This window comes from Pseudomonas kilonensis (assembly GCF_001269885.1).
GTDB classification, from domain to species: domain Bacteria; phylum Pseudomonadota; class Gammaproteobacteria; order Pseudomonadales; family Pseudomonadaceae; genus Aquipseudomonas; species Aquipseudomonas kilonensis.
On record NZ_LHVH01000031.1, the window covers coordinates 60,198 to 79,261 of the forward strand.

The 19,064-nt window shown below is 60.7% G+C and carries 19 protein-coding genes; 9 read left to right on the forward strand and 10 right to left on the reverse strand.

Features of this window, described 5'->3' with window-relative positions; translation table 11 throughout:
• The first annotated feature begins 20 nt into the window (after positions 1-20).
• From AD662_RS23000 to rlmF, 4 genes are all read left to right on the forward strand, one after another.
• Positions 21-449 carry a DNA polymerase III subunit chi gene (locus AD662_RS23000; RefSeq protein WP_053189798.1) on the forward strand — a complete coding sequence of 143 codons (429 nt, stop codon included), beginning with the start codon at positions 21-23 and terminating at the stop codon, positions 447-449.
• Between the two features lie 8 nt (positions 450-457).
• Complete coding sequence (locus tag AD662_RS23005) at positions 458-823, forward strand: hypothetical protein (RefSeq protein WP_018606209.1); 366 nt, start codon at positions 458-460, stop codon at positions 821-823.
• 223 nt (positions 824-1,046) lie between these two features.
• Complete coding sequence (locus AD662_RS23010; protein WP_053189799.1) at positions 1,047-3,893, forward strand: valine--tRNA ligase; 2,847 nt, start codon at positions 1,047-1,049, stop codon at positions 3,891-3,893.
• Positions 3,894-4,148: 255 nt separating this feature from the next.
• On the forward strand, positions 4,149-5,174 hold the full coding sequence (gene rlmF, locus AD662_RS23015; protein ID WP_033062610.1) for a 23S rRNA (adenine(1618)-N(6))-methyltransferase RlmF: 1,026 nt from the start codon (positions 4,149-4,151) through the stop codon (positions 5,172-5,174).
• A gap of 190 nt (positions 5,175-5,364) precedes the next feature.
• Here the strand turns inward: rlmF and AD662_RS23020 are convergent, their stop codons facing one another.
• On the reverse strand, positions 5,365-5,646 hold the full coding sequence (locus AD662_RS23020) for an HU family DNA-binding protein (RefSeq protein ID WP_018606201.1): 282 nt from the start codon (positions 5,644-5,646) through the stop codon (positions 5,365-5,367).
• Between the two features lie 396 nt (positions 5,647-6,042).
• Here AD662_RS23020 and yejK point away from each other — a divergent pair, with 396 nt between their 5' ends.
• Entirely contained in the window at positions 6,043-7,047 is a 1,005-nt protein-coding gene (gene yejK, locus AD662_RS23025) for a nucleoid-associated protein YejK (protein ID WP_018606199.1), read from the forward strand.
• A gap of 185 nt (positions 7,048-7,232) precedes the next feature.
• On the opposite strand, the gene AD662_RS23030 is transcribed toward yejK, so the two are convergent.
• The 5 genes from AD662_RS23030 to AD662_RS23050 form a co-directional block, all read right to left on the reverse strand.
• Positions 7,233-8,168 carry a glutathione S-transferase family protein gene (locus tag AD662_RS23030; RefSeq protein WP_053181656.1) on the reverse strand — a complete coding sequence of 312 codons (936 nt, stop codon included), beginning with the start codon at positions 8,166-8,168 and terminating at the stop codon, positions 7,233-7,235.
• A gap of 79 nt (positions 8,169-8,247) precedes the next feature.
• Positions 8,248-8,571: a GIY-YIG nuclease family protein gene (locus AD662_RS23035; RefSeq protein WP_024617623.1), complete on the reverse strand. Its 324-nt coding sequence runs from the start codon at positions 8,569-8,571 to the stop codon at positions 8,248-8,250.
• A 40-nt stretch (positions 8,572-8,611) separates the two neighbouring features.
• The gene (locus tag AD662_RS23040; protein ID WP_018606195.1) at positions 8,612-9,082 is read right to left on the reverse strand and encodes a nuclear transport factor 2 family protein; all 471 of its coding nucleotides are present in this window, start codon (positions 9,080-9,082) and stop codon (positions 8,612-8,614) included.
• A gap of 87 nt (positions 9,083-9,169) precedes the next feature.
• The gene (locus AD662_RS23045) at positions 9,170-10,498 is read right to left on the reverse strand and encodes a CynX/NimT family MFS transporter (RefSeq protein WP_053189800.1); all 1,329 of its coding nucleotides are present in this window, start codon (positions 10,496-10,498) and stop codon (positions 9,170-9,172) included.
• Complete coding sequence (locus AD662_RS23050) at positions 10,488-11,147, reverse strand: FadR/GntR family transcriptional regulator (RefSeq protein WP_024617621.1); 660 nt, start codon at positions 11,145-11,147, stop codon at positions 10,488-10,490. The genes AD662_RS23045 and AD662_RS23050 overlap by 11 nt, the downstream gene beginning before the upstream one ends.
• Before the next feature lie 165 nt (positions 11,148-11,312).
• Here AD662_RS23050 and AD662_RS23055 point away from each other — a divergent pair, with 165 nt between their 5' ends.
• Both AD662_RS23055 and AD662_RS23060 read left to right on the forward strand, forming a co-directional pair.
• Positions 11,313-11,624: a type II toxin-antitoxin system MqsR family toxin gene (locus AD662_RS23055; RefSeq protein ID WP_053189801.1), complete on the forward strand. Its 312-nt coding sequence runs from the start codon at positions 11,313-11,315 to the stop codon at positions 11,622-11,624.
• The gene (locus AD662_RS23060) at positions 11,621-12,103 is read left to right on the forward strand and encodes a type II TA system antitoxin MqsA family protein (protein WP_053181665.1); all 483 of its coding nucleotides are present in this window, start codon (positions 11,621-11,623) and stop codon (positions 12,101-12,103) included. Before AD662_RS23055 ends, AD662_RS23060 begins: the two co-directional genes overlap by 4 nt.
• Positions 12,104-12,167: 64 nt before the next feature.
• Here AD662_RS23060 and AD662_RS23065 read toward each other — a convergent pair whose 3' ends face one another.
• From AD662_RS23065 to AD662_RS23080, 4 genes are all read right to left on the reverse strand, one after another.
• On the reverse strand, positions 12,168-12,932 hold the full coding sequence (locus AD662_RS23065) for an amino acid ABC transporter ATP-binding protein (RefSeq protein WP_003178331.1): 765 nt from the start codon (positions 12,930-12,932) through the stop codon (positions 12,168-12,170).
• An 11-nt stretch (positions 12,933-12,943) separates the two neighbouring features.
• Positions 12,944-14,041 (reverse strand): amino acid ABC transporter permease, encoded by a 1,098-nt coding sequence (locus tag AD662_RS23070; protein WP_018606184.1) that lies wholly within the window; start codon positions 14,039-14,041, stop codon positions 12,944-12,946.
• Between the two features lie 10 nt (positions 14,042-14,051).
• On the reverse strand, positions 14,052-15,233 hold the full coding sequence (locus AD662_RS23075; protein WP_018606181.1) for an amino acid ABC transporter permease: 1,182 nt from the start codon (positions 15,231-15,233) through the stop codon (positions 14,052-14,054).
• Between the two features lie 65 nt (positions 15,234-15,298).
• Entirely contained in the window at positions 15,299-16,330 is a 1,032-nt protein-coding gene (locus tag AD662_RS23080; RefSeq protein WP_018606179.1) for an amino acid ABC transporter substrate-binding protein, read from the reverse strand.
• A 473-nt stretch (positions 16,331-16,803) separates the two neighbouring features.
• Between AD662_RS23080 and AD662_RS23085 the strand changes: the two genes are divergently transcribed.
• Together AD662_RS23085 and rhlB are read left to right on the forward strand one after the other, a co-directional pair.
• Positions 16,804-17,460: an alpha/beta hydrolase gene (locus AD662_RS23085; RefSeq protein ID WP_053189802.1), complete on the forward strand. Its 657-nt coding sequence runs from the start codon at positions 16,804-16,806 to the stop codon at positions 17,458-17,460.
• 98 nt (positions 17,461-17,558) lie between these two features.
• Positions 17,559-19,022 (forward strand): ATP-dependent RNA helicase RhlB, encoded by a 1,464-nt coding sequence (gene rhlB, locus AD662_RS23090; protein ID WP_018606176.1) that lies wholly within the window; start codon positions 17,559-17,561, stop codon positions 19,020-19,022.
• Positions 19,023-19,064: the final 42 nt, after the last annotated feature.

Consider the following 19,064-nt stretch of genomic DNA (forward strand, 5'->3'; position numbering starts at 1 on the left):
TCGGCGGCTCAGGAACCGCAATGACCAAAGTCGATTTCTATATCCTGCCCAGCGCCGATCCGTCGGCGCGGCTGGATTTCGCCTGCAAGCTCGTTGAAAAGGCCTGGCGCATGGGGCACCGCATCTACCTGCATTGCAGCGATGCCGCCCAGCGCGAGGACCTGGACGCACGCCTGTGGGCTTTCAAGGGCGAGAGCTTCGTGCCCCACGGCCCGGCCGAAAACGAACCCGAAGGGTTGATCGTGCTGGGGCTGGGGGATGAATGCGGCCAGCACCAGGACCTGCTGGTCAACCTCGACCTGAAAGTACCGGCCTTTGCCCAGCGCTTCGCCCGTGTGGCGGAAGTGGTGGTCGAAGACCCGGCCATCCGACAAGCCGCGCGGGAGAGTTTCCGTTTCTACCGCGAACAGGGCTATCCTCTGCAAGACCACCGTTTACAGCGACTCTGAGCCCTACGATGGACACTCCAAAACCGCCACAAAAGCCTGCGCACCTGCTGGATGACCTCGAGTCGATCCGCCAACTGCTCGGCGACGACAACCTGCAACCGCCGCTGCTGACCGACACGGTCGTGCACGAGCCGGTGCATGACGAACAGATCCCCCTGCTGTTCGACCCGATCAACGGCCAGCCCGAACCCAAGCCGGCTGCCAAGACCGAAACCAAGGGCCCCGACGCCCTGCTGCACCTGGACCGCGAATTGCGCGCTGCCGCGCAGTTGATCATGCAAGACGTCATCGACGACTTCGCCCCGCACATCGAGACCGAGATCAAGCGTCGGCTGGATGCGCGGATGGAGCGGTTGCTGAGCCAGTACGAATAGCGTCCCCTCCCTCATTGTGAACATCCTGTGGGAGCGAGCCTGCTCGCGATAGCGGACTGTCAGTCAACATCAATGTTGAATGTGATGGCCTTATCGCGAGCAGGCTCGCTCCCACAGGGGTCAACTGTCCCCGCATTCAGCTTGCTGCATGTGGCTTGCACCAGCCCCGCCCGCTATACTTCCCGGCTTTTCCTGAATAAATGCCAATAGGGTCCCGCCGCGCATGGATAAGACCTACCAGCCGCACGCCATTGAAACTTCCTGGTACAACACCTGGGAGTCCGAGAATTATTTCGCTCCGCAAGGCGCGGGCGATTCCTACACCATCATGATCCCGCCGCCGAACGTCACCGGCAGCCTGCACATGGGCCACGGTTTCAACAACGCGATCATGGACGCACTGATCCGTTTCCGGCGCATGCAAGGTCGCAACACCTTGTGGCAGCCGGGCACCGACCACGCCGGTATCGCCACGCAGATGCTGGTGGAGCGCCGCCTCGAAGCCCAGGGCCAGAATCGCCATGATCTGGGTCGCGAGAAATTCCTCGAGAAAGTCTGGGAATGGAAAGACGAGTCCGGTGGCAACATCAGCCGCCAGATCCGTCGCCTCGGCTCGTCCGTGGACTGGAGCCGCGAGCGCTTCACCATGGACGACGGTCTCTCGGAAGCGGTGAAGGAAGCCTTCGTGCGCCTGCATGAAGACGGGCTGATCTATCGCGGCAAGCGCCTGGTCAACTGGGACACCAAGTTGCACACGGCCATTTCCGACCTCGAAGTGGAGAACCACGACGAGAAAGGTTTCCTGTGGAACCTGAAGTACCCGCTGGCCGACGGCGCCAAGACCGCCGAAGGCAAGGACTACCTGATCGTCGCCACCACGCGCCCGGAAACCATGCTGGGCGACTCCGCCGTGGCGGTGAACCCGAACGATGAACGCTACCAGGCGCTGATCGGCAAGTTTGTTGAACTGCCGCTGGTTGGCCGTCGCATCCCGATCATCGGCGACGACTACTGCGACCCTGAATTCGGCACCGGCTGCGTGAAAATCACCCCGGCCCACGATTTCAACGACTACGAAGTCGGCAAGCGCCACAACCTGCCGCTGCTGAACATCTTCGACAAGAACGCCCACGTATTGCCGGCAGCCCAGGCATTCAACCTCGACGGCACGCTGAACGAAAGCGTCGACGGCCAGATCCCGGCCGAATACGCCGGCCTGGACCGCTTCGAAGCACGCAAGCAGATCGTCGCGGCATTCGATGCCGCCGGCCTGTTGGTCAGCGTCGACGATCACGCCCTGAAAGTCCCGAAAGGCGACCGCTCCGGTACCATCATCGAGCCGTGGTTGACCGACCAGTGGTACGTGTCCACCAAGCCGCTGGCCGAGCCTGCGATTGCCGCCGTGGAAGACGGCCGCATCCAGTTCGTGCCCAAGCAATACGAAAACATGTACTTCTCGTGGATGCGCGACATCCAGGATTGGTGCATCAGCCGTCAACTGTGGTGGGGCCATCGCATCCCCGCCTGGTACGACGAGTCGGGCAAGGTCTATGTCGGCCGCGATGAAGCCGAAGTCCGCGCCAAGCACAACCTCGGCCCGGACGTGGCGCTGCAACAGGACAACGACGTCCTCGACACCTGGTTCAGCTCGGGCCTGTGGACCTTCTCCACCCTGGGTTGGCCGCAGCAGACCGAGTTCCTGAAGAAATTCCACTCCACTGACGTGCTGGTCACCGGCTTCGACATCATTTTCTTCTGGGTCGCCCGGATGATCATGATGACCATGCACCTGATGAAGAACGAAGACGGCACGCCGCAAGTGCCGTTCAAGACCGTCTACGTCCACGGCCTGGTGCGCGACGGCCAGGGCCAGAAGATGTCCAAGTCCAAGGGCAACGTCCTCGACCCGCTGGACATCATCGACGGCATCGACCTGGAAACCCTGGTGCAGAAACGCACCTCCGGCCTGATGCAGCCGAAACTGGCGAAGAAAATCGAGAAAGCCACCCGCGAAGAATTCGCCGAGGGCATCGCCAGCTACGGCACCGACGCCCTGCGCTTCACCTTCTGCTCGCTGGCGTCCACCGGTCGCGACATCAAGTTCGACATGGGCCGCGTCGAAGGCTATCGCAACTTCTGCAACAAGATCTGGAACGCCGCGCGCTACGTGCTGGACAAAGGCGAAGACTGCGGCCAGAACGGCGAAGCCTTTGAGCTGACCCTGGCCGATCGCTGGATCATTTCCCAGTTGCAGCGCACCGAAGCCGAAGTGACCCGCCAACTCGATCAGTTCCGTTTCGACCTGGCCGCACAAGCCTTGTACGAATTCATCTGGAACCAGTATTGCGACTGGTACCTGGAGCTGTCCAAGCCTGTGCTGTGGGACGAAAACGCACCGGTCGAACGCCAGCGCGGCACCCGTCGCACCCTGGTGCGCGTACTGGAAGTGGCCCTGCGCCTGGCGCATCCGTTCATGCCGTTCATCACCGAGGAAATCTGGCAGCGCATCGCACCGCTGGCGGGCATCCAAGGCAAGACGATCATGCTGCAACCGTGGCCGGTGGCCAACGAAAGCCGCATCGATCCGGCGGCCGAAGACGACATCGAGTGGCTCAAGACCTTCATGCTCGGCCTGCGTAACATCCGCGCCGAAATGAACATCGGCCCGGGCAAGCCACTGGCCTTGTTCCTGAAGAACGCCAGCGCCGAAGACCTGCGCCGCCTCAACGAAAACGAGGCGCTGCTCAAGAAACTGGCGAAGCTTGAATCGGTGACGGTCCTGGCAGCCGGCGAAGAAGCACCACTGTCGGCCACCGCCCTGGTTGGCGAGATGGAAGTGCTGGTGCCGATGGCGGGCCTGATCGACAAGGCCGCGGAACTGGCGCGCCTGGACAAGGAAATCCTGCGCCTCAAAGGCGAAGTGCAGCGGGTCGGCGGCAAGCTGTCCAACGCCGGCTTCGTCGACAAAGCGCCGGCCGAAGTCATCGAGAAGGAACGAGCCAAACTGGCCGAGGCCGAACAGGCCTTGGGCAAGCTGGCCGAGCAGCATGCGCGGATTGCCAGCCTGTAACGGCGGTTCGCAATGAAAAGGGAGGTCCTATTGGACCTCCTTTTTTATGCCTGTCACTTTCCTTCCAGGTATCGCCCCCCCTGTGGGAGCGGGCTTGCTCGCGAAAGCGGCGGGTCAGCCAACCCATATGCCAACTGACACACTGCTATCGCGAGCAAGCTCGCTCCCACAATTTGGTCCGCGCTACCATCAAGACCGGGTTGGATGTGGGACAATGCCCGCCACTTTTTGAGCCATCCCCGAATCGACCCGCCCATGACCGCCCCCCGCACACCCAAACCAGCCCGCCAGAAGCCCAAGCCCGCCACCGAGGCCAAAGCCGTGGCACCGCGTGAGAAGGCCAGCCTGCATCCGCGCAACCGCCACCAGGGTCGCTATGATTTCCCGGCGTTGATCAAAAGCACGCCGGAACTGGCCAAGTTCGTGATCATCAACCCCTACGGCAAGGAAAGCATCGACTTTGCCAGCCCCGACGCCGTGCGGGTGTTCAACCGGGCGTTGCTCAAAGCTTTCTATGGCATCGCCCACTGGGATATCCCGGCCGACTACCTGTGCCCGCCGGTGCCGGGTCGGGCGGACTATGTGCACTTTCTCGCCGATTTGCTCGCCAGCCACAACGAAGGTGAAATCCCCCGCGGGGCGGCGGTCAAGGTGCTGGACATCGGCACCGGCGCCAATTGCGTCTATCCGTTGATCGGCCACAGCGACTACCGCTGGCACTTCCTCGGTTCGGAGATCGACCCGACGGCCATCGCCTCGGCCAAGGCCATCGTCCAGTCCAATGGCTTGAACAAAGCCATCCAGTTGCGCCAGCAAGCCAACCGCAAGCAGATCCTCCTGGGCCTGTTGGAGGATGGCGAACGGTTCGACCTGACGATGTGCAACCCGCCGTTCCACGCCTCCCTGGAGGAAGCGACCAAGGGCAGCCAGCGCAAGTGGCGGGCATTGGGCAAGGCCGATCCGAAGCGCAAGCTGCCGGTGCTGAATTTTGGCGGTCAGGCTGCGGAGTTGTGGTGCGAGGGCGGGGAAGCCCGGTTCGTGACGCAACTGATCGGCGAGAGCGCGCAGTTGGCCGGGCAAGTGCTGTGGTTCAGCACCCTGGTGTCGAAGGCGTCGAACCTGCCGGCGATTCAAACCGCACTGAAAAAGGCCGGGGCGCTGCACAGCCAGGTGGTGGAGATGTCCCAGGGCCAGAAGCAGAGTCGTTTCGTGGCCTGGACCTTCCAGACCGAAGCGCAGCAACAAGCCTGGCGCCAGTCGCGTTGGGTTCGCAAGGATTAGAAAGACGCTGCTCTACTGTAGGAGCTGCCGAGCGAAGCGAGGCTGCGATCTTTTGATCTTTCACTTGAGATTCAACTGCCAGGGGAAAGATCGCAGCCTCGCTTCACTCGGCAGCTCCTACAGGTGGTTTCCAAGGCAACAAAAAACCGTGCCCGGATCGCTCCGAGGCACGGTTTTTTTTACTGCGGTCTTACTTGTTGACCGCGTCGGTCAGGCCTTTGGCCACAACCAGCTTGATCACTTTCTTGGCAGCGATTTCGATGGCAGCGCCAGTCGAAGGGTTACGGCCGGTACGGGCAGGACGCTCGGAGACTTTCAGCTTGCCAACACCTGGCAGAGTGATTTCGCCGCCATTTTCCAGCTGATCAGCCACGATTTGGCCCAGTTGGTCCAGCAGAGCACGCACAGTAGCTTTTGGTGCGTCTACAGCTTCAGACAAATCGCCGATCAGTTGGTCTTTAGTAAGAGCCATGTAGTGTTCCTTCCCTATCAAATTCATATGGATTGCAGAGTGCAGTGTCAGCCATCGAGCCCGATCTCTCTTGATCAGGCACCCTCGGCAATCACCGCGACGGATCGGGGTAATAGATGCCGAAAACCGGGTTTGGTTCGACCTGACAGATGCTGAATGCACGCTTAACGCAGTGACTTCGCGTAAGACCGGGCAAAACTAGCACAACGCCTCTGAAATATCCGCCTCTAGCTACCCATTTGGTCAGCTTTCTTGCGCTAAAACGTTAAAAAAATGCATATAGGGTGTCGGACGGGTCTGAAAGGGCCTTTGCCGGGTTCCAAAACCAGTGATTGCGGTACACTGGGCCCTTTTTCGGGGAGCACGCCCTCCTCTCTTTCCACAGCCGAGAAATCCATGCCGATCCGTCATTGCATCGTCCACCTGATCGACAAAAAACCCGACGGCACCCCTGCTGTGCTCCATGCCCGCGACTCCGAACTGGCAGAGTCCTCGGCCATCGAGAACATGCTCGCCGACCTCAACGAAAGCTATAACGCCAAGCAAGGCAAGGCCTGGGGCTTTTTCCATGCCGAGTCGGGGGCGCATCCGTTCAGCGGCTGGCTGAAGGAGTACCTGGACGGCGGCAAGGACTTCACCGCGTTCAGTCGCGTGGCGGTGGAACACCTGCAAAAGCTGATGGAAGAGTCCAACCTGTCGGTGGGCGGCCACGTGCTGTTCGCGCATTACCAGCAAGGCATGACCGACTACCTGGCCATCGCCCTGCTGCACCACAGCGAAGGCGTGGCGGTGACCGATGAGCTGGACGTGACCCCGTCCCGTCACCTGGACCTGGGCCAGTTGCACCTGGCGGCGCGGATCAACGTGTCGGAATGGCAGAACAACAAGCAATCGAAGCAGTACATCTCGTTCATCAAGGGCAAGAACGGCAAGAAGGTCTCGGAATACTTCCGTGACTTCATCGGCTGCCAGGAAGGTGTCGACGGCCCCGGCGAGACCCGCACCCTGCTCAAGGCCTTCAGTGACTTCGTCGAAAGCGAAGACCTGCCGGAAGACGATGCCCGGGAAAAGACCAAGACTCTGGTCGACTACGCCAGCAGCCAGGCCAAGCTCGGCGAGCCGATGGGCCTGGAAGAACTGTCCGAGCTGATCGACGAGGATCGCCCGAAAGCCTTCTACGATCACATCCGCAACAAGGACTACGGGTTGTCGCCGGAAATCCCGGCGGATAAACGCACCCTCAACCAGTTCCGCCGCTTCACCGGCCGCGCCGAGGGCTTGTCCATCAGCTTCGAAGCGCACTTGCTGGGTTCCAAGATCGAGTATGACGAAGAGGCTGGGACGCTGATCATCAAGGGGTTGCCGACTTCGCTGACTGATCAGCTCAAGCGCCGCAACTGATGCTCGGCAGAGTGCGAGTTCGATAGGGTGCTGTCCGCGATATAGATTTGAGGGCCTCATCGCGAGCTTTGTGGGAGCAAAGCTTGCTCGCGATCCAGGCGCTGCGGTACTCAAGAGACCGCGGCGCGTTCATCGCGGGCAAGCCTTGCTCCCACCAAGCTCGCTCCCACAAGGTCATTCGTTGTTCATCGAGCCTCGATCCGGAAGCCAAACCGCGGAAAGTGCACATGCACCACCCCGCCCCGCTCGTCTTCGCGACGCAGAATCAATTCTTCGCTCCCGGCAAACACCAACTCCCCGGCCACCGGATCGACGCCATAGTCGGTCGCGGCGATGGTCACCTGCTGCCCTGCCGTGAACCCGTTCGGCTCATCGAATGCCTCATCCGGCAGCGCTGCCGGTGTAGCGTTGCGGGCAACCTCCAAGGCTTCTTCGGAACTCATCCCGTTCGGCGCACCATGGCCGAAACCCAACACCCGCGCCAACCAGGCCGAGACAGCCGGATACGCATCCACCAGCGACGAGGTCACCGGAGTGCCCTTGAGGAACCACAGCGGATGGGCCATGGCGAAGTCGGCAATCGACGGATCACCCAACAGGAAATCACCCTCCTCGCGCTGCAACTGTTGCTCCAGCCGGGCCATGATCGTTGGCCATTGGTGCTTGGCCTGCTCGGCAGCCAAACGCGTAGTCGTGCCGCCACTGAACAGCCCGGCACGATCGCTGATGAACGCCTTGATCGCTTCGGGCGATAGCTTGGCGAACCGCACCGCCACCGATTCAGGCTGGAACACCAGGCTCACCGCATGCTGGAACACCACCGAATCGGCCCAGGCGGCAAAGGACGCGGCCAGCATTTCCCGGCCTTCGGGGAACAGGGCCGGCGAGGCTTTTTCCTGCTCCAGCCGGCGGGCCATCAGCGACGTATCGCAATAGATATCCGCGCCGATCTGCAATACCGGGGTCTTGCGATAGCCGCCCGTCAGTGCCGTCAGGTCAGGCTTGGGCATCATCGGCGGGATGCTCACCGAACGCCAGGACAGCCCCTTGAAACCCAGCAACAGCCGGGCTTTTTCCGCGAAAGGAGACGTTGGGTAATGATGAAGGATCAGCTCTGACATGAGATTAGCCACTGCAGGAATGATGTCTTGCAGCTTAGCGCGCCTGAGCGGGTCAGCCTACCGGCCTGATAGAGGCCTATCAGCCCGGCTGATGAAGCGACAGCGCACTGGCCACCAGGCATTCCTTGGCGCTTTTCTTGAGTTTTTTGATCAGCCGCTCCTGGCGCAGGGCCTCGCCCTTGTCGCGACAAGCCTCGGTATACACCAGGGCCACTGCCGGGCTGGAAAGGAAGAAGCGCGCGCCCTTGCCGCTTTGATGCTTGGCAAAGCGCCGCACCGGGTCATCACTGATGCCGCAGTACAGCGAGCCGTTGGCGGCCCGCACCAGATAGACGAACCAGGGTTTGTCCGCTTCGGTGGGGCCTTGTGCAGGCAGATCGGGAGAGGGGGCAGCAGTCGTCACAAGATGTTCAACAGATCGGCAAAGACAAGCCGCGATCTTATCAGCGACTGGCCTGGAACGCCCGCAAGCCCTTGATGGCCTGGGCCCTGACGGCGTTGCGCACCAGCGGCGTCCAGCCCAGCAACAGGCCCTTGGTGCCCAGCGCCTGGCGGGACCAGCGCCACAGGTCGAAACTGTCATGGTGCTCGCAGATCTTGCCATCGCGAAAAACGAAGCGCGCCTGAATGTCATTGATCACGATGTTGCCGGTCTGGCTGAACAGGTACGTCGCCACCCAATGAGCACCACCGGTACGCTCATCGCTGCGCACGTTATCGAAGGTCAGGGAAAAGTCCTTGGCCCGGGTCGTGAGCATGCGCCACATGTCACCGGCATCGCGCCCGCGCAGTTCGCCGAACGCCGGGTCGCTGAACAGCACGTCGTCGGTGTAGCAGGCGCTCATGGCTTCGGCATCCAGGCGCTGGAAGGCCTGATAGAAACGGGTGATCAAGGCGTTGTGGGCATCACTCATGGACAGGCTCCGAAAAACGTTTCAGTAGGCCAGCACGATAATCTGCCGCCACCGGGAAGACTATCGTCATTCGCCATGAAAATGATATCAACGAAGGTCAGTGACCCTTTCGCTGCTGACCCCGACGTACAACGCCCGGCCCGCGCCGATGCCGGCGATGATCGCCCCCAGGCCAACCAGGCCGAAGATCCAGCCCAGGGCATTCCAGCCGCCGGTCAAGTCGTGGACCACACCCACCGCGAACGGCCCCAGCGACGCCAGCGTATAGCCGAAGCCCTGGGCCATGCTGGACAGGTTGGCGGCCACGTGGGCGTCCCGCGAACGCAGCACGATCAGCGTGAGCGCCAGGCTGAATGATCCGCCCTGCCCCAGGCCCAGCAAGATCGCCCAGCCCCACAAGCCATCGAGCGAAGCGTAGAGGCAACCGAACAACCCGCCCAGGACCATGAGCATGACGATCACGATGGCCAGGCGCTGGTCCTTGCCACGTGTTGCCAACCAGGGCGCCGCGAGGGAACTGATCAACTGCACGATGACCGAACCGGACAGCACCAGCCCGGCCTGGGTCGGCGTCAGGCCGCGTCCAATCAGGATCGACGGCAGCCAGCCAAAGACGATGTAGGCCAGGGACGATTGCAACCCCATGTACAAGGTCACTTGCCAGGCCAGGGGATCTCGCAGCAAGCCGCGGACCCGGTACGCCACTTGGTGGGCACCGTGTTTCTCGCCCACTTGCGGTAACCAGAACATCGCGGCCAGCAGCGCCGGGACCACCCAGAAGCCCAGGCCCAGGGCCCAGCTGTGGCCAAGGTGTTCGCTCAACGGCACCGTCGCCCCGGCCGCCATCGCCGCGCCCAGGCACAGCGCCATGGTGTAGACGCCGGTCATGGCGCCGGCCTGTTTGGCGAAGTCACGCTTGACGATGCCCGGCAACAGCACGCCGATCACACCGATACTCGCGCCGGCCAGGATGCTGCCGACAAATAGCCCGACCTGACCGAACGCACTGCGCAACACAATCGCGCCCGCCAGTGTCAGCAAGATCCCCAACACCACGCGCTCAGCACCGAAGCGCCGCGCCAGCACCGGCGCCAGCGGCGCAAACAGGCCCAGGCAAAGCACAGGCAATGTGGTCAGCAAACCGGCCTGGGCAGCCGACAGGCCTAGGCTTCTTGATACTTCGCTGAGCAACGGCGCCATGCTCGACAACGCCGGACGCAGGTTCAGCGCCACCAGGATCAGTCCGAGCAGCAACAACCAAGGCCGGCGCACCAGCGGAGGGCGCTGCTGGGCCTGCTCGTCATCGGCTTCGGCATCGATCAGCAATTCTTCGAGTTCGGCGGCGCGTTTGGGCGCCGTCAAAGGGGTGCGGTCAAACGGATCGCGGGACATGGAAAGCTCTGCTTCAGGGTTCATTGATCAACTGCCGGCACAGGGCCTTGGCCTGCTCCGGGTCTTGGCGTTCGACGGCTTCGAGGATTTCGACGTGCAGGTCGAACACATGTTGATGGCGGGGAATGATGTTGAGGCTCTGGCGCAACTGTGCGCCGATGACGCTGGAAAAGTAGCGATAGAGTTCGCTCAGCGCAGGGTTGTGCGCGGCGTCCACCAACAGGCGATGAAACACCAGGTCGCAGGCGATGTAGTGCTCCAGGTCGCCGTGGTAATGCTCGCCACTGGTTTTCAGCGCCTGGCGCAAGGCCAATACATCTTCATCGGTGCGCCGCAGCGCCGCCAGGCCAATGGCCTCTACTTCCAGGATGTGCCGGGTTTCCCGGGCCTGTTCCAGCGAACAGCGCGACAGCACCTTGAGGGTATCCAGCGGATCGACCACCGCCCGCACGTAGCTGCCGTCGCCCTGGCGGATCTCGATCAGTCCAGAAAACGCCAGCACGCGCATGGCTTCGCGCACGGTGTTGCGGCTGATCCCCAGCTCCGCCACCAATTCCGGCTCGGTGGGCAAGCGCTGGCCGACGGTCCATACCCCGTCACTGATACGCCGACGCAATTGCTCCAAGGCCTGATCGACCAGGGAGCGTTTCATTAATGGAGAAATATCTGACATAGAGTCCACCCTTTCATCCAATCATAGGATGAATTTTCTGACATGTTAGTCAGCTTCGCGTAGGACGGCAATTGCCTAGGGTCAATGGGACGGAAAAGGAGCGAAATTTTCGATTAGTCAATATTACCCTTTAAGGGTAATTTTAAGGACAAGGCACACCGTTCCATGGAAAAGAACACACCCCATTACGCCTTGGTGGCGATACAGGCGGATGTCAGGCGGCTTAAAGGGAAAGCTTTCACCAGCACTGCGAAGAACACTGCTCGGACGCTCGGTTTAAACGTCTCGGACATGCAGCAGCTCATCCATGGGCTTGAGCGAAAACAGTTCTACAAATCGATGACTACCTATGACGATCATCGAGTCTGGCATGACGTCTATCACGCCCATTCACACGGTCTGGAGATTTACCTGAAGGTAACGTGCCACCCCAGTGGAGGCCCACCGGTAATTTCCTTCAAGGAGAAAAACTCATGAAAAATCAGCAGTGCTTCAGCTGTGGTGCCCAGGAGGGCATGTTGCATTTCGAAGGTCGCGGCGAAACCATGAGCGTCAAGGGACTGGAACGCCGGGTCGATGACTTGTCTGGCTGGGAATGTCAGATGTGCGGCGAAGTCGAGCTCGATTCAAGCTGCTCGGATCGCTACGACCACGCAGGTGATGAGCTGGTCAACGCGGCCAGGAGAATGATTGGCGAAGAAATGAAACGCATACGTCGCAAACTGCATCTGTCGCAAAAAGAAGCGGTTTCGTTTTTGTCAGGTGGCGGGCACAACGCGTTTTCCCGCTATGAGCGCGGTGAGGTATTGCCACCAAAAGCGTTGATGCTGCTGATGCGCCTGCTTGATCGCTACCCGCATTTGCTTGCAGATGCACGAACCCTGGCTGAAGGCGCGGACTTGAGAGGATTCAAGACGACGGTGCACAAGGAGCACGAAATCCTCAAGACTTCCTGAGCAGCCGAAGCAGAAAAAAATAAACCCGGACAAGTCCGGGCTTATTTCACTGCCTAAGGCCGGATCAATGCAGGATCTGGCTCAGGAACAGCTTGGTACGATCATTCTGCGGGTTATCGAAGAAGTCGTTCGGCGCGGCCTGTTCGACGATTTCACCCTTGTCCATGAAGATCACGCGGTTGGCCACGGTGCGGGCGAAGCCCATTTCGTGGGTCACGCAGAGCATGGTCATGCCGTCTTCGGCCAGACCGATCATGGTGTCCAGCACCTCTTTCACCATTTCCGGGTCGAGGGCCGAGGTCGGCTCGTCGAACAGCATGATTTTCGGCTTCATGCACAGGGCACGGGCGATGGCCACACGCTGTTGCTGACCGCCGGAGAGCTGGCCCGGGTACTTGTGCGCCTGCTCTGGAATGCGTACGCGCTCCAGGTAATGCATGGCGATTTCCTCGGCCTTGCGCTTGGGCATCTTGCGTACCCACATCGGCGCCAGGGTGCAGTTCTGCAGGATGGTCAGGTGCGGGAACAGGTTGAAATGCTGGAACACCATGCCGACTTCACGGCGGATCGCTTCGATCTGCTTGAGGTCGTTGGTCAGTTCCACGCCGTCGACCACGATGCGACCCTGCTGGTGCTCTTCCAGACGGTTGAGGCAGCGGATGGTGGTGGACTTGCCGGAGCCCGACGGGCCGCACAGCACGATACGCTCGCCCTGCTTGACGTTCAGGTTGATGTCTTTCAACACGTGGAACTGGCCGTACCACTTGTTGACGCCCTGCATCTGAATAATGCCTTCAGGGCTCACAGGCTGTTTGATCGCTTCACTCATAAACTACGCTCCTAACGCTTGTGGCCAGTGTCCAGCTTGCGTTCCAAATGCATGGAATAGCGGGACATACCAAAACAGAAAATCCAGAACACCAGGGCGGCGAACACATAGCCTTCAGTGGCCATGCCCAGCCATTTCGGGTCGGCGGCAGCTTGTTTCACGCTGTTGAGCAGGTCGAACAGGCCGATGATGATCACCAGGCTCGTGTCCTTGAACAACGCAATGAAGGTGTTGACGATACCCGGGATCACCAGCTTCAGGGCTTGCGGCAGAATCACCAGGCCCATGCTGCGCCAGTAACCCAGGCCCATCGCCGCGGCCGCTTCATACTGGCCCTTGGGAATGGCTTGCAGGCCGCCGCGCACCACTTCGGCCACGTAGGCCGACTGGAACAGGATCACCCCGATCAGTGCGCGCAGCAGCTTGTCGAAGTTCATGCCTTCGGGCAAGAACAGCGGCAGCATCACCGACGACATGAACAGCACCGTGATCAACGGCACACCGCGCCAGAACTCGATGAAGGTCACGCAGACTACACGGATCGCCGGCATGTTCGAGCGCCGGCCCAGGGCCAGGACGATACCCAGCGGTAATGCGCCGACGATACCGACGGTGGCAATCACCAACGTCAGCATCAGGCCGCCCCACTGGCTGGTCGCTACGGTATCCAGACCGAAAACGCCACCGTGCAGCAGGCACCAGGCAATGATCGGGTAAAGCACCAGGAAGCTGAGGCCGTAGATCGCCTTGCGCGGGAAGCGCGAGATGAACAGCGGCGCCACACCAAGCACTGCCGCCCACACGGTCAGGTCTACGCGCCAGCGCAGGCCCGTCGGGTAATAGCCGTACATGAACTGGCCGAAACGCTGTTGGATGAACACCCAGCAGGCGCCCTCCTTGGTGCAGTCGGCCTGGGTGGTGCCGACCCAGTTGGCATCGAGGATCGCCCAACCGATGATCGGTGGAACTATCAGGTAGATCAGGTAGAACGCGAACAATGTCAGCAAGGTGTTGAGCCAGCTGGAGAACATGTTCGCGCGCATCCATGCCACCGGCCCGAACACTTTGCTCGGTGGCGGCATATCAGGTTTGAAAGTATGGGATGTCATGCGCTTTTCCTCACCGCTCGATCAGCGCAATGCGCTTGTTGTACCAGTTCATCAGCAAGGAAATGCTGATACTGATCGCCAGGTACACACTCATGGTGATCGCGATCACCTCGATGGCCTGACCGGTCTGGTTCAACACCGTGCCAGCAAACAGCGAAACCATTTCCGGGTAACCGATACCGGCGGCCAGGGACGAGTTTTTCGCCAGGTTCAGGTATTGGCTGGTCAACGGCGGGATGATCACGCGCAAGGCTTGCGGGATGATCACCTTGCGCAGGGTCGGACCGTTGCGCAGGCCCAGCGAGTGGGCCGCCTCGGTCTGGCCATGGCTCACGGACTTGATGCCCGAGCGCACGATCTCGGCGATGAACGCCGCGGTGTACACGGTCAAGGCCAGGGTCAAGGCCAGCAGCTCCGGGATCAATACCCAGCCACCGACGAAGTTGAAACCCTTGAGTTCCGGCATTTCCCAATGCACAGGCGCACCGAAGATCGCGGCGCACAGTGCCGGGATCACCAGGAACAGCGCCAGGCCCACCCAGAATTTGTGGAACGGCTCGCCGGTCGCTTCGAAACGCTTGTTGGCCCAGCGGGTCATCAGCACGATGGCGACGATCGCCAGCACGACACTGGCCACGAACGGCCAGAACCCTTCCGCTACCAGCGCCGCCGGTATGTTGAGGCCGCGACTGCTGACGAAGAAGGTGTCACCGAAATTGTGGGCAGCCCGTGGTCCCGGCATCGTCAGGAATACGGCGAAGTACCAGAACAGGATTTGCAACAGCGGTGGAATGTTACGGAAAACCTCCACATAGACGGTCGCCAGCTTGGAGATGATCCAGTTCTTCGACAAGCGTGCGACGCCGATGATGAACCCCAGGATGGTCGCCAGAATCACGCCAATGAAGGTCACCAGGAGGGTATTGAGCAAACCGATGACAAAGACGCGGGCATAGCTGTCCGCTTCGGTGTAGTCGATCAGGTGTTGGGCGATGCCGAACCCGGCGCTGCGCTCCAGAAAGCCGAAACCGGAAGTGATGCCCCGGTGTTCCAGGTTGGTCTGCGTGTTATCGAACAGAAACCAGCCCAGCGAAATAACCGCCACGATGGTGACGATCTGAAATACCCACGCACGCACTCGTGGATCGCTGAGGCTGAGCCTCTGCTTAGGTGCGCCGATTGAATTTTGCATGAAGTGCCCCGCAAAGAATGGAACAGAACATCACCCGGTGGTTGGCCCACCGGGTGATAGAACCATCAGCGCACTGGTGGTGCGTATTGGATGCCGCCTGCGTTCCACAGCGCGTTCAGACCGCGATCGATCTGCAGCGGGGTGTCCTTGCCGAGGTTGCGCTCGAACATTTCGCCGTAGTTGCCGACTTGCTTGACGATCTGCACGACCCAGTCCTTCGGCAGCTTCAAGTCCTTGCCGTACTCGCCGTCAGCACCGAGCATACGAGCAACGTCTGGGTTCTTGGTAGCCTTGGCTTCAGCCTCGACGTTTTTCGAAGTGATGCCGGCTTCTTCAGCATTGAGCATGGCGTAGCCAGTCCAACGCACAACGGCCAGCCACTCGTCGTCGCCATTACGCACGACCGGGCCCAGTGGCTCCTTGGAGATGGTTTCCGGCAGAACCACATAGTCCTTCGGCGACGCCAGCTTGCTGCGCTGGGCGAACAGTTGGGACTTGTCGGAGGTCAGCACGTCGCAACGGCCGGATTCCAGCGACTTGGCGCTTTCATCGGAGGTGTCGAAAGTGATCGGGGTGTACTTCAGGCCATTGGCGCGGAAGTAGTCGGACACGTTCAGCTCGGTAGTGGTACCGGCCTGGATGCAGATAGTCGCACCGTCCAGTTCCTTGGCGCTCTTGACGCCCAATTTGCTGTTAGCCAGGAAACCGATGCCGTCATAGTAGGTGATGAAGCCAGGGAACTTCAGGCCCATGCCCGCATCACGGGAGCTGGTCATGGTGGAGTTGCGCGAGAGCATGTCGATTTCGCCCGACTGCAGCGCGGTGAAGCGCTCCTTGGCGTTCAACTGGCTGAACTTGACCTTGGTCGCATCGCCGAATACCGCAGCGGCAACGGCACGGCAGAAGTCAGCGTCGATGCCGACGATCTTGCCGGTCGAATCAGGCACCGAGAAACCCGGCAGGCCATCACTCACACCACATTGCACAAAACCTTTCTTCTGCACGGCATCCAGGGTTGCACCCGCCTGAGCGAACCCGCTGACACCGAGTACTGCAGCTGCAGTCACGACTGCCAGGGTGGATTTCAGTAACTTCATTCAAACCTCCAGTTTTGCTCTTGTTGTGTCGGAGCTCGAGCCCTATCGCACCCTTTTGGGGCATTGCCGACCCTTGTTGGCTTTTTTTAGGGTCAACCGACGTCTGGACCTTCGCTATGAGTCTAATAATGAGGATGTCCGTAAACAGTGGTCATGCCCATCTCTCACCAATCGGCCGAACGGGCTGTAGCCCTTCACGTTCGCGATGCCCGTAACGGCTGTTGGCGAACATTCATCACCGGATTTCTGATATCCCATGCGGCGCGGCGAACTGATAGTGTTACCGCACAGCGTAAGAATCATCACTCAGGTACACCCATAGCAAAGCCCGTACCAGACCGCTGCGCTTAGGCCATGTAAAACTCGTCAAGACAAAAACTTTCAACTTTGCGACATCTAATTAACTGAGACACCGGGAACGCACTGTAATCACGCACTGATTGAGCGCACCCGCACAGATTTGGAGCACAGCCATGACCGACCCCCTGATTCTCGAGCCCAGCAGCACTGTCGACGCGTGCGTTATCTGGCTCCACGGCCTGGGCGCCGATCGTTTTGATTTCCTGCCGGTCGCCGAAATGTTGCAGCAAAGCCTGCTCACCACACGTTTCGTTCTACCCCAGGCACCGACCCAGCCGGTAACGATCAACGGCGGCTACGCCATGCCCAGTTGGTACGACATCCGTGCCTTGAGCCCGGCGCGGGCCATTGACGAACAGCAACTCGAAGCCTCGGCACAACGGGTCATCGACCTGGTCGAAACCCAGCGAGCCAGCGGAATAGACGCCTCGCGGATTTTCCTGGCGGGCTTCTCCCAAGGCGGCGCGGTGGTCTATCACACGGCATTCGTGAAATGGCAGGGCCCGCTGGGCGGCGTGATCGCGCTGTCTACTTATGCACCGACTTTCAGCGATGAGCTGCAATTGTCGGCCAGCCAGCAACGCATTCCGGTGCTGGCGCTGCACGGGCAATACGACGAAGTGGTACTCAACCCCATGGGCCGGACCGCGAAAGAGTATTTAAAGCAGCATGGTGTCACCGTGACATGGCAAGAATACCCAATGGGCCACGAAGTGTTACCCGAGGAGATTCGCGACATCGGCACCTGGCTGGCCGAGCGGTTACGCTAAGAGGCCGATCGCCACGCCGGTCCTTTGACGATCACACTACGCCGCGCCCGTTTCTTGCATTACACTGGCCGGCGTACATTCCTTAACCAATCGATGAGATGACCGTGCTCAAAGCACTCAAGAAGATGTTCGGTAAAAGCGAGGCCGAGCAACTCGCGCCTGGCTCCACAGCGCCGACCCACGGCCCGAGCCATACCGATGCGCAACAACCGCGCCGGGCGGCCCCTGTTGCACAGGCAACAAAAGAACCCGTCGCCCAGCCTGTTACGGCCCCCGCGCCCGAGAAACCACGCAACGAAGCCCCCAAGCCACGCCGCGAGCGCGCACCGAAACCGCCGGTCGTCGCCTGGAAGCTCGAGGACTTCGTCGTAGAACCCCAGGAAGGCAAGACCCGCTTCCACGACTTCAAGCTCGCCCCGGAACTGATGCATGCCATCCAGGACCTGGGGTTCCCGTATTGCACGCCGATCCAGGCGCAGGTGCTGGGCTTCACCCTCGCGGGCAAAGACGCCATCGGTCGCGCCCAGACCGGCACCGGCAAGACCGCCGCGTTTCTGATCTCCATCATCACCCAGTTGCTCCAGACCCCGCCGCCCAAGGAACGCTACATGGGCGAGCCACGGGCGCTGATCATCGCGCCGACCCGCGAGCTGGTGGTGCAGATCGCCAAGGATGCCGCCGACCTGACCAAGTACACCGGCCTGAACGTCATGACGTTCGTGGGCGGCATGGACTTCGACAAGCAGCTCAAGCACCTCGAAGCCCGCCACTGCGACATCCTGGTCGCCACCCCGGGCCGCCTGCTGGACTTCAACCAGCGCGGCGACGTGCACCTGGACATGGTCGAAGTGATGGTGCTGGACGAAGCCGACCGCATGCTCGACATGGGCTTCATCCCGCAAGTGCGCCAGATCATTCGCCAGACCCCACCGAAAAGCGAACGCCAGACCCTGCTGTTCTCCGCCACCTTCACCGAAGACGTGATGAACCTGGCCAAGCAATGGACCACCGATCCGTCCATCGTCGAGATCGAGGCGCTAAACGTCGCCAGCGAAAACGTCGAGCAGCACATCTATGCCGTGGCCGGTGCCGACAAGTACAAGCTGCTCTACAACCTGGTCAACGACAACGGTTGGGAACGGGTGATGGTGTTCGCCAACCGCAAGGATGAAGTGCGGCGTATCGAAGAACGCCTGGTGCGCGATGGCGTCAACGCGGCCCAGCTCTCGGGCGACGTGCCGCAGCACAAGCGCATCAAGACCCTCGAGGGTTTCCGTGAAGGCAAGATCCGCGTATTGGTCGCCACTGACGTGGCCGGTCGCGGCATCCACATCGACGGCATCAGCCACGTGATCAACTTCACCCTGCCGGAAGTGCCGGACGACTACGTGCACCGCATCGGCCGTACCGGTCGCGCCGGGGCCGCCGGGGTTTCGATCAGCTTCGCTGGCGAAGATGATTCCTACCAGTTGCCGTCGATCGAAACGTTGCTGGGCCGCAAGATCAGTTGCGAAATGCCCCCGACCCACCTGTTGCGACCGGTCGAGCGCAAGCGCCCTTAGCATCGAGACGGACGCAGAGCGTCCATCGAGGCATTCCCACGC

Coding starts and splice junctions, on each gene's coding strand:
- AD662_RS23070 (WP_018606184.1), bottom strand. CDS start 14,041: ATGACATCCCATACTTTCAAACCTGATATGCCGCCACCGAGCAAAGTG.
- AD662_RS23010 (WP_053189799.1), top strand. CDS start 1,047: ATGGATAAGACCTACCAGCCGCACGCCATTGAAACTTCCTGGTACAAC.
- AD662_RS23085 (WP_053189802.1), top strand. CDS start 16,804: ATGACCGACCCCCTGATTCTCGAGCCCAGCAGCACTGTCGACGCGTGC.
- rlmF (WP_033062610.1), top strand. CDS start 4,149: ATGACCGCCCCCCGCACACCCAAACCAGCCCGCCAGAAGCCCAAGCCC.
- AD662_RS23030 (WP_053181656.1), bottom strand. CDS start 8,168: ATGTCAGAGCTGATCCTTCATCATTACCCAACGTCTCCTTTCGCGGAA.
- yejK (WP_018606199.1), top strand. CDS start 6,043: ATGCCGATCCGTCATTGCATCGTCCACCTGATCGACAAAAAACCCGAC.
- AD662_RS23000 (WP_053189798.1), top strand. CDS start 21: ATGACCAAAGTCGATTTCTATATCCTGCCCAGCGCCGATCCGTCGGCG.
- AD662_RS23020 (WP_018606201.1), bottom strand. CDS start 5,646: ATGGCTCTTACTAAAGACCAACTGATCGGCGATTTGTCTGAAGCTGTA.
- AD662_RS23055 (WP_053189801.1), top strand. CDS start 11,313: ATGGAAAAGAACACACCCCATTACGCCTTGGTGGCGATACAGGCGGAT.
- rhlB (WP_018606176.1), top strand. CDS start 17,559: ATGACCGTGCTCAAAGCACTCAAGAAGATGTTCGGTAAAAGCGAGGCC.
- AD662_RS23050 (WP_024617621.1), bottom strand. CDS start 11,147: ATGTCAGATATTTCTCCATTAATGAAACGCTCCCTGGTCGATCAGGCC.
- AD662_RS23075 (WP_018606181.1), bottom strand. CDS start 15,233: ATGCAAAATTCAATCGGCGCACCTAAGCAGAGGCTCAGCCTCAGCGAT.
- AD662_RS23060 (WP_053181665.1), top strand. CDS start 11,621: ATGAAAAATCAGCAGTGCTTCAGCTGTGGTGCCCAGGAGGGCATGTTG.
- AD662_RS23065 (WP_003178331.1), bottom strand. CDS start 12,932: ATGAGTGAAGCGATCAAACAGCCTGTGAGCCCTGAAGGCATTATTCAG.
- AD662_RS23080 (WP_018606179.1), bottom strand. CDS start 16,330: ATGAAGTTACTGAAATCCACCCTGGCAGTCGTGACTGCAGCTGCAGTA.
- AD662_RS23005 (WP_018606209.1), top strand. CDS start 458: ATGGACACTCCAAAACCGCCACAAAAGCCTGCGCACCTGCTGGATGAC.
- AD662_RS23040 (WP_018606195.1), bottom strand. CDS start 9,082: ATGAGTGATGCCCACAACGCCTTGATCACCCGTTTCTATCAGGCCTTC.
- AD662_RS23045 (WP_053189800.1), bottom strand. CDS start 10,498: ATGAACCCTGAAGCAGAGCTTTCCATGTCCCGCGATCCGTTTGACCGC.